At 55.7% G+C, this 11,842-nt stretch carries 13 protein-coding genes and 1 pseudogene; 10 read left to right on the plus strand and 4 right to left on the minus strand.

Features of this window, described 5'->3' with window-relative positions:
* Window position 1 precedes the first annotated feature (1 nt).
* Complete coding sequence (locus WFL93_RS08100) at window positions 2-1,030, plus strand: ADP-ribosylglycohydrolase family protein (protein WP_442955883.1); 1,029 nt, start codon at window positions 2-4, stop codon at window positions 1,028-1,030.
* On the plus strand, window positions 1,017-2,003 hold the full coding sequence (locus tag WFL93_RS08105; protein WP_336777813.1) for a PfkB family carbohydrate kinase: 987 nt from the start codon (window positions 1,017-1,019) through the stop codon (window positions 2,001-2,003). Before WFL93_RS08100 ends, WFL93_RS08105 begins: the two co-directional genes overlap by 14 nt.
* Here the strand turns inward: WFL93_RS08105 and WFL93_RS08110 are convergent.
* A complete protein-coding gene (locus WFL93_RS08110; RefSeq protein WP_336777814.1) occupies window positions 1,990-2,730 on the minus strand; it encodes a GntR family transcriptional regulator in 741 nt (246 codons plus the stop codon). The two genes, WFL93_RS08105 and WFL93_RS08110, sit on opposite strands and share 14 nt — an antisense overlap.
* A 154-nt stretch (window positions 2,731-2,884) precedes the next feature.
* A complete protein-coding gene (locus WFL93_RS08115; protein WP_007886101.1) occupies window positions 2,885-3,070 on the minus strand; it encodes a tautomerase family protein in 186 nt (61 codons plus the stop codon).
* A gap of 200 nt (window positions 3,071-3,270) precedes the next feature.
* Here WFL93_RS08115 and WFL93_RS08120 point away from each other — a divergent pair, with 200 nt between their 5' ends.
* Genes WFL93_RS08120 through WFL93_RS08135 form a run of 4 tightly spaced genes read left to right on the plus strand, consistent with a single transcriptional unit; the run spans window position 3,271 to window position 7,914 of the window.
* Window positions 3,271-4,797 (plus strand): ABC transporter substrate-binding protein, encoded by a 1,527-nt coding sequence (locus WFL93_RS08120; protein ID WP_336777815.1) that lies wholly within the window; start codon window positions 3,271-3,273, stop codon window positions 4,795-4,797.
* Window positions 4,797-5,732: an ABC transporter permease gene (locus tag WFL93_RS08125; protein WP_336777972.1), complete on the plus strand. Its 936-nt coding sequence runs from the start codon at window positions 4,797-4,799 to the stop codon at window positions 5,730-5,732. The genes WFL93_RS08120 and WFL93_RS08125 overlap by 1 nt, the downstream gene beginning before the upstream one ends.
* Window positions 5,729-6,514: an ABC transporter permease gene (locus WFL93_RS08130; protein ID WP_336777816.1), complete on the plus strand. Its 786-nt coding sequence runs from the start codon at window positions 5,729-5,731 to the stop codon at window positions 6,512-6,514. The genes WFL93_RS08125 and WFL93_RS08130 overlap by 4 nt, the downstream gene beginning before the upstream one ends.
* Complete coding sequence (locus WFL93_RS08135; RefSeq protein WP_336777817.1) at window positions 6,511-7,914, plus strand: ABC transporter ATP-binding protein; 1,404 nt, start codon at window positions 6,511-6,513, stop codon at window positions 7,912-7,914. Before WFL93_RS08130 ends, WFL93_RS08135 begins: the two co-directional genes overlap by 4 nt.
* On the opposite strand, the gene WFL93_RS08140 is transcribed toward WFL93_RS08135, so the two are convergent.
* Together WFL93_RS08140 and WFL93_RS08145 are read right to left on the minus strand one after the other, a co-directional pair.
* Complete coding sequence (locus WFL93_RS08140) at window positions 7,911-8,432, minus strand: GNAT family N-acetyltransferase (RefSeq protein ID WP_336777818.1); 522 nt, start codon at window positions 8,430-8,432, stop codon at window positions 7,911-7,913. The genes WFL93_RS08135 and WFL93_RS08140 overlap by 4 nt on opposite strands.
* A gap of 141 nt (window positions 8,433-8,573) precedes the next feature.
* The gene (locus WFL93_RS08145; protein ID WP_180824139.1) at window positions 8,574-9,122 is read right to left on the minus strand and encodes a helix-turn-helix domain-containing protein; all 549 of its coding nucleotides are present in this window, start codon (window positions 9,120-9,122) and stop codon (window positions 8,574-8,576) included.
* A gap of 102 nt (window positions 9,123-9,224) precedes the next feature.
* Here WFL93_RS08145 and WFL93_RS08150 point away from each other — a divergent pair, with 102 nt between their 5' ends.
* From WFL93_RS08150 to corA, 4 genes and pseudogenes are all read left to right on the plus strand, one after another.
* On the plus strand, window positions 9,225-9,899 hold the full coding sequence (locus WFL93_RS08150) for an AzlC family ABC transporter permease (RefSeq protein ID WP_336777973.1): 675 nt from the start codon (window positions 9,225-9,227) through the stop codon (window positions 9,897-9,899).
* A complete protein-coding gene (locus WFL93_RS08155) occupies window positions 9,889-10,209 on the plus strand; it encodes an AzlD domain-containing protein (protein ID WP_007886078.1) in 321 nt (106 codons plus the stop codon). The genes WFL93_RS08150 and WFL93_RS08155 overlap by 11 nt, the downstream gene beginning before the upstream one ends.
* Before the next feature lie 51 nt (window positions 10,210-10,260).
* A pseudogene (locus WFL93_RS08160) lies at window positions 10,261-10,730 on the plus strand (GNAT family N-acetyltransferase).
* A gap of 44 nt (window positions 10,731-10,774) precedes the next feature.
* Window positions 10,775-11,743: a magnesium/cobalt transporter CorA gene (gene corA, locus WFL93_RS08165; protein WP_049853099.1), complete on the plus strand. Its 969-nt coding sequence runs from the start codon at window positions 10,775-10,777 to the stop codon at window positions 11,741-11,743.
* Window positions 11,744-11,842 lie beyond the last annotated feature (99 nt).

The following is an 11,842-nucleotide window of genomic DNA, read 5'->3' on the forward strand; positions in this document are numbered from 1 at the left end:
CATGACGATGACACTGCAAGAAAAACGGATTTTAGGCGCGTTTTATGGCCAGGCGCTGGGCGATGCGATGGGCATGCCATCAGAATTATGGCCGCGATCGCGCGTGAAACAACATTTTGGCTGGATCGATCGTTTCCTGCCCGGTCCGGCAGAAAATAACGCCGCCTGTTACTTTGGACGCGCATCTTTCACTGACGATACGTCGATGGCGCTGGCATTAGCTGATGCGATCGTGACTCATCATGGCGAGATCAATGCGGAAACCATTGGCGCGAATATTTTGCACTGGGCGGAGTCGTTTGATGCCTTCAATAAAAACGTACTGGGGCCAACCTCAAAAATCGCGCTCAATGCCATGAAAGCCGGCACGCCGGTGTCGCAGCTGGAAAATAATGGTATGACCAACGGCGCGGCAATGCGCGTCTCGCCGCTCGGTTGCCTGCTACCAGCCCGCGATCTCTCCACTTTTATTGATGCCGTCGCGCTGGCATCGAGCCCAACGCATAAATCAGATGTTGCGATTTCCGGTGCCACGGTGATTGCCTGGGCGGTGTCGCGCGCTATTGATGGCGCTAGCTGGGTAACCATTTGCGATGAGCTGCCTGCCATCGCACGTGAGGCGCAGGAAAAGCGCGTGACTACCTTTAGCGCGTCAATGGCGGCGCGTCTGGAGCTGGCGTTGGGCGTGGTTAAGCAGGGCAGGGGCGTGGAATCCAGCATGCAGCAGATTTACGATCTGGTCGGCACCGGCACCAGCACTATTGAATCGGTACCGGCAGCGATTGCCATGGTGGAACTGGCAGAAACCGATCCTAATCGCTGTGCGATTCTCTGCGCTAACCTCGGCGGCGATACCGACACGATTGGCGCGATGGCGGTGGCTATTTGCGGCGCGTTACACGGTATCGATAGCATTGATACTGAGCTGAAAGCCGAACTTGATGCCGCTAACGCACTGGATTTCACGCGCTACAGCCAAGCCTTTCTCGTTTTCCGCCAGCAGCGCGAGGCCGCTTATGCTGAAGCCTGACGATCTAAAGCGACTTAAAGCGCGCCTGCCGGTGTGCGTAATTGGTGCGGCGGTGGTGGATGTGATTGCCGATGCGTACTCGTTGCCGCATCGCGGCAGCGATATCGAGCTCCACCAGCAGGGCGTCAATATAGGCGGCTGTGCATTGAATGTAGCGATTGCGCTGCATCGACTCGGTATTCCATCAACCAACGCGCTGCCGCTCGGCAATGGCATCTGGGCGAGCATCGTGCGGCAGAAGCTAACGGAATACGGGATTCACAGCGTACTGGAAACAGTGAAAGGCGATAACGGTTGGTGCCTGGCATTAGTTGAACCGGATGGCGAGCGCACCTTTCTTTCAGTAAGCGGCGTGGAAAACCAGTGGGATGCTGCACTGCTCAGCTCGCTGCCGCAGCCGGCTAATCGCTGGATCTACCTTTCAGGTTATCAACTCACCAGCAAAAGCGGTGAAGTGCTGATCGATTGGCTGGAGCAGCAAACTCAGCCCTATCAGCTGTTGGTGGATTTTGGACCACGGCTGGCTGATATCGCTAATACACATTTTGATCGCATTATGGCCTGCCATCCACTGATTACAGTGAACAGACAGGAAGCAGAACTGCTGTGGCATGAACGTCTCGATGAGCATCAACCCTTTGATGTGCAGCAGTTAATGACGCGCTGGCAGCAGCGTTTTGATGCTGCGCTGGTGGTGCGGCTTGATAGCGAAGGTGCAGGTTTCGTTGACGCTGACGCTGACGCTCACGGCTGGATACCAGCGCTGCCGACTCAGGTCGTTGACACCATTGGCGCAGGCGACAGCCACGCTGGTGGTCTGCTGGCGGGATTGGCTTCAGGTTGGTCGCTGGCGGAGAGCGTCGCGCTGGGCAACATCGTCGCGTCTTATGTGGTTTCACAACGCGGCGGCGACTGCGCGCCCGACCGCGCCACGTTAAGCACCTATTGGCAGCAGCGCCTTACTCAGCAATAAACACATACATGTCGCTACGACAGTAGCTAATGCTGTACTCCAGCGGATTGCCCTGCGCATCTAACGCCAGCTGCTTAATAACCAAAATGGGTACGTTGTCGGGCAGGGCGATCTGCTGCTGGAGCGCCTCATCAGGCATGCGAGCACTCACTCTACTTTGCGATTTCACCGGCAGGATTTGCTGCTGGTGGAAATAGTCGTAAAGCGAAATACCAATCTCATCTGCATCAGCGATCAAGCGCGCCGGCACCCAGGATTCTTCAACAGACACCGCCAGTTGATCGACATAGCGAATTCGCTTCAGCAGAAAAACCTCACTGCCTATACTCACGCCCAGCTTCCCGGCAATTTCGGCGCTACAGTGGATTTTACTTTTGTTAATCCACACCGTATCCGGCTTCTTACCGCGTAATACCGCTTGTTGCGACAAACCTTTCGGCTCTTTCAGTGAATACTCAAACTGGCTGCAAATCTGCGTGCCGTAGCCGCGTGAGCGCAGCACCACCCCCTCTTTTTCCAGCGCATCCAGGGCCTTACGGACCGTAATACGCGAAATACTCAGCGATTGGCTGAATTCACGTTCACTCGGCAGGATCTCTTCATGCACCAGCACGCCATCGCGCACCGCATCTTTAATCGCGCTAGCGAAACGTTTGTACAGCGGCGTGCGGCTCTCATCGGCAAGGGTAGAAGTAAGCCGCGAAAATAGTGCTGTTGGGTCGGTCATAGCAGGTTGGTTCACTCAATCCGGTAAGCGGCAGAACGCTATGATACTGACTTTTTGCGGCGGGCGAAGTATTCGATCAGCATGGATATCACGAATAAATGCTTTAAAAACAATAAAAGCCCCTTTGGGGCTTTTCATAATGCGAAACTCAAAATCAACGCTCATCAAACGGCACGCCACCTTTGGACTTATGGTGTTTTGGCGTTTCGATGATGGAAACCGTCACCGAATTAGCATCGATCTCGAACGAATCCGCCACCGCTGCGGTGACGGCCCTTAATAACTTTTTCTTCTGCTCGACGGTGCGACCTTCTGCCGCATAAACAACGATTTCTGGCATATCTGCTTCTCCTTGACAGTGAATATCGATTTTCAGCATACCTCAGGCAAAGGCAATCCGGCAGCGTGAATCTCAGCAAAATGTAGCCTGCCGCTAATCCGTTCAGCGTTCCATAAATTCAATCTGTGTTGAAATGTGAATTGTTATGTTATAACGTAATTATAGCGTTCTTTTTGTCGCGATATTTTACGGAAAACATAATGAAATCAATTAAAAATTTGCTTATCGCCTCGGCGGTAGGCCTGGCTTCTTGCGCCTCATTAGCGGCGGAACATCAGGATAAACCTGTGCGTATTGCGGCACCGTTCGAAATCAAAGGTGCCGATCCCGCGCTCTCCGGTGACATTCTGCTACGCATGGATGTGGTCGAAACGCTGGTGGAAGTTAACGAACGCGCCGAGCCTATCCCGGCGCTGGCCGCAAGCTGGCAAGTCTCTGCTGATGGTTTGCGCTGGCAATTACAGCTGCGCGATAACGTCCGTTTCCATGATGGATCGCCGCTGGATGCCGCCGCTGTGGTGAAATCACTGAACACCGCGCGGAGTAAAGCGGGTCTACTGGATAAAACGCCGATTACCGAAATCAGCGGAGAAGGGCAACAGGTCACCATCACTTTACGCGAACCCTTCGTCCCCTTGCTTTCGGTGCTGGCAGACAGTCGTTCGCAGATTCTTGCTTTAGCCAGCTGGGATGCGCAGGACAAGATCACTCGTATCATCGGTAGCGGTCCGTTCATGCTGACATCGTTTCAGCCACCACAGTCGCTGACGGTGAAACGCTTCAATGATTACTGGGGCGAAAAGCCTGCCATTGCAGCCGCCAGTTATCTCTCCTCTGGACGTGCTGAAACTCGCGCGTTGCTGGCGGAAAGCGGTGATGCAGATTACGTTTTCAATCTTGATGCCGCCAGCCGTCAGCGCTTAGCCCGTAAGCCATCGCTGCAACTGCCGGCCATTCCGGTGCCGCGCACCCTAATGCTAAAGCTGAACCTGGGCGATCCGCTGTTAGCCGAGCAGCCGGTGCGAGAAGCGATCAGCATGGCGATTGATCGTAACGCGTTGGCGATGGCGGTGCTGCGTTATCCGGGCGCGGCCAGCCAACTGTTTCCACCCAATATGGGCGCCTGGCATAACAGCAACCTGCAACCGCTGCAGTTCAACCTGCAACAGGCAGCACAACAGCTGCAGGCGGCGGGGTGGAAAGTGGGGACCGATGGCGTCTTAGTGCGCAACGGTCAGCGCTTCAGCCTGACGCTGCTGACGTTCCCGGATCGTCCCGAACTGCCGCTAATGGCGATGGTGATCCAGCAGCAACTGCGCAAAGTGGGCATTGAAGTGAAGATCAACGCCACCAACGCCAGCGAAATTCCTGCACAGCATCACAGTAATCGTCTGCAGCTGGCGCTGTTCTCCCGCAACTTTGCCCTAACGCCTGATCCAACCGGCACCTTACTGCAGGATTACGCCACCCACGGCGGCGACTGGGGGGCGATGAATTGGCATCCGGCAGCGTTTAACGCGGCGTTGCATACGCTCACCCAGTCCACCGATGAGGCTGCACGTGCGCAGGCCCGTCATCTGATCACCACCTCACTGCAGCAGGATTTGCCGGTGATCCCTATCGCCTGGTATCAGCAATCGGCCGCGATTAACAGCAAGCTGAAAAACGTCACGCTCGATGCGTTTGAACGTCACTTTGGTCTGCGTCAGATGCAGTGGGAGCAATGATGATAAAGCTTCTTGGCTGGCGCCTTGGACAAGCGGTTTTTGTGATGCTGGCGGTCGGTTTACTCACCTGGTTTTTGGTGCAGGCGCTACCGGGCGACATGGCCTGGCGTATTGCCAGCGGTCGCTATGGCTACGATCGCGTGGATGCCCACGCAGTCGCGCGGGTACAGCAGGAGTTGAGTGGATCATTACAGCAGGGCAGCGCGTTGCTGCACTGGTTGTTCGATCTGCTGCAGTTCAATTTTGGCCGTTCGCTGGTATCGGGCGAGCCGGTAATGGATGAGCTGCGCTGGCAGCTTAGCCAGACGCTGGCGCTCGCTGGCACATCGCTTGTTCTGACCCTATTGCTCACCTTGCCGTTAGGTATTTGGGCGGGATGCCACGCCCACGGTAAGCTCGATCGTGCGTTGTTCTGGCTGAGCGCGCTGCTGAAATCGGTACCGCATTTCGCGCTGGGTATGCTGCTTATCGTGTTGCTGGCACTTCAGCTTGATTGGCTACCCAGCGCCGGTCACGGCGAGCTGCGTCATTTCCTGTTACCGGCGTTGACGCTGGCGTTATCGTTAACCGCCGTTGGCGTCCGCGTGGTGCGTGAAGCCACTTTTCAGGTTGTCACGTCCGGCTATTACCGCTGGGGCGCGCAAAAAGGTTTAGCGCCCGCCACGTTGTTGCGCCGTCATGGGTTACGAAATCTGGCATCGCCGGTAATGACCTGGTTCGGCATGCAGTTCGTCTGGCTGGTGGAAGGGGTCGTCGTGGTAGAAACGCTGTTCGCCTGGCCGGGCATTGGCCACGCGCTGGTGCATGCCATTTTTGCGCGCGATGTACCGGTGATTCAGGCGAGCGCCATGACGCTCGGCCTGCTGTTTGTCTTGCTCAACATGCTGGTGGATGCGGGTTGTCATCTACTTGATCCAAGAGGGAGACGCGCATGATGCTTTCGCCTGCACGTCTGATTGGCTGGCTGATGTTGTGCTCACTGCTCGGCTTCGCCTTCTTGCTGCCACTGGTTCATCACGGCGATCCGCTGGAACAGGATCTATTGCAGATCCTGCATGCGCCCAGCAGCGGCAACCTTCTCGGGTTTGATCATCTTGGTCGCGACATGATGTCGCGCCTCAGTGCGGCATTGCGTCTGTCCCTCGGCCTCGCGGCGCTGTGCGTAATAAGCGCCATGCTGGTCGGTGTATTCGCTGGCGTAATAAGTGCGCTCTATGGCGGCTGGCTCGATCGCGCACTCAGCATGCTCGGCGACATGTGCCTCGCGCTGCCGGGTTTGCTGCTGGTATTACTTTTAGCCGCGATTGCGCCCGATTCCCCAGGCATGCTGTGGCTGGGCATTTCATTGGTGCTGTGGGTGGAATTTTTCCGCGTGACACGTGCCACCTTACGTCCAGTGGTGCATGCGCCCGGTATGCAGGCGGCAATGCTGCTTGGCTTCTCGGCGTTCTACCGTTTCCGCCGACATCTGTTGCCAGCCTTAGCGCCAGTGTTAACGACGTTGACGTTGTTCTCTTTCAGTAGCGCCATCATGGCGGTGTCGGCACTCGGTTTTATCAGCGTTGGCGTGCGCCCACCGACGCCGGAACTGGGATTGATGATGACTGAGCTACTGCCATTTGCCTGGGAAGCGCCGTGGTTGCTGATGCAGCCGGTGATTGCGCTATTTCTGCTGCTCATTAGTCTGAATCTCTTAATGAAAAAGGAGCGTCGATGAAAGGATTACACGCCATCGGCATCAGCGTTACCACCGCCAGCCAGACGCTGGTGGAACCGGTAGATCTCACCTTGCTGCCAGGTCAGCCACTCACGTTACTGGGCGAAACGGGTTCGGGTAAAAGCCTGTTGGCGCAGGCCATCATGGGTATTTTGCCAGACGATCTGCAGGCGAGCGGCACGCTTATTATCAACGATCGATGCTTCACTCTACCGCAGGATGTCGCGCTATTACGCACTTTGTGGGGCCACACCTTAGCTTCGTTGCCACAGGAACCCTGGTTATCGCTCGATCCCACCATGTCAGTGCTACAGCAGGTGGCGGAAGGCTATCGTTTTGTGCGCGGACAAACAAAAGCAGACAGCGAAAACGCTGCCAGCAGTGATTTACAGCAGCTGGGCCTGGCACAATCGGCATCCCGTTATCCGTGGCAACTCTCCGGCGGTATGGCGCAGCGCGCCGCCTTTGCAGCCGCTCGCGCAGGCGGTGCGCAGATATTGCTAGCCGATGAGCCAACCAAAGGACTGGATGTGGCGCGTCGTGATGAGGTAGCGGCCTTGTTGCGCAGGGAAGTGGCTGAGGGCGGCACGCTACTCACCATCACGCACGATATCGCCCTGGCCCGACAGCTGGGCGGCGAGGTGATCGTGATGCACAAAGGGAAAGTCATTGAACAGGGCAGGGCGGAGCAGGTAATGCATTCACCGCAGCAAAGCTACACGCGCAAATTGCTCGCCGCCGATCCGGCCGCATGGCCCGCGCGGCAGCAAACTTTCATTGCAAGTAAACCAGTAGTCAGTGCCGAGGGGATTCAGCTGCAGCGCAGAGGGAAAATGCTCGGGGTGCCGGAAAACTTCACGCTGCACGCGGGTGAAGTCGTTGGGCTGTACGGTGCCAGCGGTAGCGGGAAAAGTAGCTTTGGCGATGTACTGCTTGGATTATTAACGCCGCAGCGAGGCCGCATTACGCGCCATGCTGCGGTGGATACGCTGAAATATCAGAAGATTTATCAGGATCCATCCGCGTTATTTCCACCAACCCGCACGCTAGGGCAGAGCCTGAACGATCTATTGCGACGTCATCGCATTGCTTCCACAAGGCGAGATGCGTTGATGGAGCAGTTGGCGCTGGCACCGGATCTGTTGAAACGTCGGCCCGATGCGCTCTCGGGCGGCGAGCTACAGCGCTTCTCGTTGCTACGCGTAATGCTGCTGGAACCGGTGTTTCTCTTCGCCGATGAACCCACATCGCGGCTTGATCCGCGGGTGCAACAGCAAACCATTCAGCTCATCACCTCATTGGCAAGCGAGCAGCAATGCGCGGTGCTGCTGGTGAGCCACGATCGCGATCTGCTGGAAAAAGGTACGCATCGGGTAATCGCAATGGAAACCCGGAATTAGCGTTCTGGCGGCTGGCTATCACCGAGACCGAGGGAACGCTGCATCACCACGGTATCGAGCCAGCGGCCATGTTTGAAACCCACCGACTTCATTACGCCGGTGTGCTCAAAACCGAGCGCCCGGTGTAACCCCAGCGATCCTGCGTTGGCGCTATCGCCAACGATCGCAATGATTTGGCGAAATCCAGCCGCTTCCGCCAGCGCAATGGCTTTTTGCAGCAGCGCGCGTCCAATGCCTCTACCCGTTTGCTGCTGATCGAGGTAAATCGAATCCTCCAGCGTGAAGCGATAGGCGTAACGCGGGCGGTACGGTGCCAGATAGCAATAACCCAGCACCTGTTCATTCTCTTGTGCCACCAGCCAGAAACCGCCGCGCTGCTGCACATCCTGCACGCGATTGAGAATTTCGCTCGCAGAAGGCGGTTCGGTTTCAAAAGTTGCGGTGCCGTGCAGCACATGCCAGGCGTAGATCTTCTGAATGGCCGCTGCGTGATGCGGTCTGGCGGGAATAATGTCCATATGTTCCTGATTATCAGCGTAGAAAATCACAGCATGCCACCACGCCGCACGCTAATCACCGGATTTAACAATAGGAAATTGTGATGGCTGATATCCTGCAGCGTAGAGTCGCCATTCATGGCGACCTGGAACAATCCGCAATTAATTTTGCTCAGAAAGCTGCACCGCCATGGTATCTGGCTCTAAGGCTTCGAACACGTGCGGTTCGTCGGCGGGGTAACAAATATAATCGCCTGGATGCAATTCAACCGGTGCATCGCTAGGGCCAACGAGCGCCCGGCCGCGGGCGATGATGATATGTTCAACTGAACCCGGCGGATGGGGCTCGGAAGCGCGCGGCGCGCCAGGTTGACTGGTTACCAGATAAAGATCGCGTCGCCCGCCGGGTGGGCAACTGGCCAGTAATGCCGCCTGATAATCTGCCATCTCCGCCGACACAATCATCCCTTCGCCACGGCGAATGATCTGTAAGCGCTTCACTTCCGGCTCCATCAGACGCGCAAAAGGTATATTCAGCGCCACGCACAGCGCCCACAAGGTTTCGAGGCTAGGATTGCCGTTACCTGCTTCAAGCTGCGAAAGTGTAGATTTAGCAATCCCGGCGCGGCGCGCCACTTCTGTCAGCGACAGCCCTGCACGCTGGCGTTCACGTAATAACCCGGCAGCAATAATATCAATTGGCGTGGTCAAACCTACTCCTGTTCTTTATATCGAACGATTTGTTCGTCTTGTAAAACAATCACACTGCGTTCATTATAACGGCTTTCCTGTTCGATATGAGATCAAATTGTGATGCGTCTGGGTGCAGTGCCGCTTGATCGCGGAGTAATAAAAGCCATTTTCCTGGTGTGTCTGGCCGACGGTATTGTCGGGCTTTCGTATGGTTCGCTGGCAGCAGCAGAAGGTTTTCCGCTGTGGGTGCCGATTGCCCTCTCGACGTTGGTGCTGGCAGGCGCATCGGAATTTCTGTTTATCGGCATTGTGGCCGGTGGCGGCAGTCCGCTGACGGCGGCAGCGGCCGGTTTGCTGGTCAATGCGCGTCATCTGCCGTTTGGTATTGCGGTGAAAGATCTGGTCGGTAAGGGCAGTCGCAGCCTTTTGGGCTGCCACATCATGAATGATGAAAGCGTGGTGTTCGGCATTTCTCAACCCAACCTGCCACAGCGGCGGGCGGCGTTCTGGATCTGTGGCTTAGGCATTTTTACCATCTGGCCATTGTCAGTGATTGGCGGTGCGGTGATCGGACGCTTTATTCCTGACGTTTCCTCTATTGGCCTTGATGCGGTGTTTCCGGCGATCCTGATTGCCTTGATTTTCCCCGCGCTGCGCCAGCGTCGTACGCTTATTCCGGCGACGCTTGGCACGGCATTGTCGGTACTGGCGACACCGTTTGTTCCGGCGGGGATGCCGGTGCTGTTTTCACTACTCGGATTATTGAGCTGGCGGGAGCGTAAGAATGCAAAATAATCTGATCATCGCGGGCATAGCACTGCTGGCGGTTGGCACCTATGCCATCCGCTTTGCGGGTTACCGCCTTGGCAGCCGCATGCAGATGTCGGAACGGGTACGCAGCATGTTATCTGATGCCGCCACCGTTTTGCTGTTGGCGGTGGCGGTCACCACCGCACTGTTTGAAGGTACCCACTTCGCCGGAGTGGCGCGTATCGCCGGCGTGCTGTTTGCGGTGTTTCTCGCGTGGCGTCGCACCCCGTTGATTTTAGTCATCATTGGCGCTGCGCTGATGACGGCATTGTTGCGTTATTTAGGCGTGCCTTAAACCTTTTTGCTACTGTGTGATATCCCGGAACAACAGCAAACAGGAACCTATATGAAACCGCGTTTAGCCCGCTGCGATGAAACTGCCGCGTTGTGGCGCATTCGCAATCTCGCCATACGCCACGGTTGTCAGGGTGTTTATCCGGCAGAAGTCATCAATGCATGGACGCCCGATGCGTTACCCGCTGGTTACTTTGCGGCGGTAAAACGCAATCCGTTCTTTGTGATAGACGATCCTGAACAGGCGTGGCCGCTACCGGATTTCTCGATCTCCATAACGGCAGCGTAGAGGCAATTTTCACGCTGCCCGCCTGTAATGGCAAAGGCTATGCCAGCGCGATCATGCAGGCGATCATTGATGAAGCACGGCAGCGCGGTTTTAAACAATTGACGCTCGCCGCCACGCCCAACGCCAGCAGTTTCTATCAACGCCACGGTTTTCACGTGGTGCGTGACGCGTTATACCCTTCGGCGCTGGCGCAAGCCGATCTCGCCTGTGTTGAAATGGTCCGCGAGCTTTAAGGCTTAAAATGATAAACAGTGCAAACAACAAGGATCGCGCGAATATGGTAATTAACTGCGTTGCGTATCGCCACGGTAAGCGTGAAGAGCATGTTGATGTTGCGGACATCAGCGAAGTGCTGAAAGAGGAGAAATCCTTTGTCTGGATGGGATTGTACCAACCTGAACCGGCCTTTATGCAGACGCTGCAACAGGAGTTCAGCCTGCACGAGCTGGCGATAGAAGATGCGCTAGTGGCACATCAGCGACCGAAGATTGAGCAATATGGCGATTCAGTATTTATCGTGGTGAAAACCGCACATATGGACGATCTGCAGCGCATCACTTTTGGTGAAACGCACTTCTTCCTTGGCAAAAACTTCTTGATCACCGTGCGTCATGGATCGTCAGAAGGCTATGCTGCGATTCGCACTAAAGCGGAAAAAAATCAATCGATGCTGTGTGAAGGTCCGGGCTATGCGCTTTATTGCATCCTCGATTTCATCGTTGATCACTACAGCAAAATCACCGAATCCCTAAACGATCGAATTGGTGGGCTGGAAGAGGGCATGTTTACCACTCGCTTCGACAGCGATGCGTTGCAAAACGTTTACCACCTGCGTCGCGAACTGTTAGCGCTGCGCAATGCGGCGCTGCCGGTGACAGAAATTTGTCAGCAGCTGGTGCGTTTTCATGAAGATATCATCCCGAAAAATCTGCGCGCCTATCTGCGTGATGTGCAGGATCATGCGCATCACGTGATGATTGATGCGGAAGATATGCGTGAGATGCTCACCAGCGCGATGCAGGTCAATCTGGCGCTGGTGTCGGTGCAGCAGAGCGAAGTGAATAAAAAGCTCGCCGGCTGGGGTGCGATCCTGATTGTACCGACGATTATTTTCAGTATGTACGGCATGAACTTTCCCGATATGCCGGAATTGCACACGCACTTCGGTTATCCGGCGGTGGTGGGCGTGACAATCGTCATCTGCTGCGTGATGTGGTGGCGGTTGAAAAAGGCCGGCTGGCTGTAACGTGGCCGTATTGGTCGTGTGCAGTTTGCTGAATTAATCCATTGCGTTCACTTTAAAAGCAAGGCCATGATAACGCTCTGATTGCTCAAGGAGATTGTC

Origin of the sequence: Pantoea sp. USHLN256, assembly GCF_037149875.1 — a bacterium.
Lineage (GTDB): Bacteria > Pseudomonadota > Gammaproteobacteria > Enterobacterales > Enterobacteriaceae > Pantoea > Pantoea nemavictus.

What these genes read in the sequence shown, in the direction of transcription:
- WFL93_RS08135 (WP_336777817.1), top strand. Translation starts at nt 6,511, where the DNA reads ATGAAAGGATTACACGCCATCGGCATCAGCGTTACCACCGCCAGCCAG.
- WFL93_RS08130 (WP_336777816.1), top strand. Translation starts at nt 5,729, where the DNA reads ATGATGCTTTCGCCTGCACGTCTGATTGGCTGGCTGATGTTGTGCTCA.
- WFL93_RS08140 (WP_336777818.1), bottom strand. Translation starts at nt 8,432, where the DNA reads ATGGACATTATTCCCGCCAGACCGCATCACGCAGCGGCCATTCAGAAG.
- WFL93_RS08125 (WP_336777972.1), top strand. Translation starts at nt 4,797, where the DNA reads ATGATAAAGCTTCTTGGCTGGCGCCTTGGACAAGCGGTTTTTGTGATG.
- WFL93_RS08155 (WP_007886078.1), top strand. Translation starts at nt 9,889, where the DNA reads ATGCAAAATAATCTGATCATCGCGGGCATAGCACTGCTGGCGGTTGGC.
- WFL93_RS08120 (WP_336777815.1), top strand. Translation starts at nt 3,271, where the DNA reads ATGAAATCAATTAAAAATTTGCTTATCGCCTCGGCGGTAGGCCTGGCT.
- WFL93_RS08150 (WP_336777973.1), top strand. Translation starts at nt 9,225, where the DNA reads ATGCGTCTGGGTGCAGTGCCGCTTGATCGCGGAGTAATAAAAGCCATT.
- WFL93_RS08105 (WP_336777813.1), top strand. Translation starts at nt 1,017, where the DNA reads ATGCTGAAGCCTGACGATCTAAAGCGACTTAAAGCGCGCCTGCCGGTG.
- WFL93_RS08110 (WP_336777814.1), bottom strand. Translation starts at nt 2,730, where the DNA reads ATGACCGACCCAACAGCACTATTTTCGCGGCTTACTTCTACCCTTGCC.
- corA (WP_049853099.1), top strand. Translation starts at nt 10,775, where the DNA reads ATGGTAATTAACTGCGTTGCGTATCGCCACGGTAAGCGTGAAGAGCAT.
- WFL93_RS08115 (WP_007886101.1), bottom strand. Translation starts at nt 3,070, where the DNA reads ATGCCAGAAATCGTTGTTTATGCGGCAGAAGGTCGCACCGTCGAGCAG.
- WFL93_RS08100 (WP_442955883.1), top strand. Translation starts at nt 2, where the DNA reads ATGACGATGACACTGCAAGAAAAACGGATTTTAGGCGCGTTTTATGGC.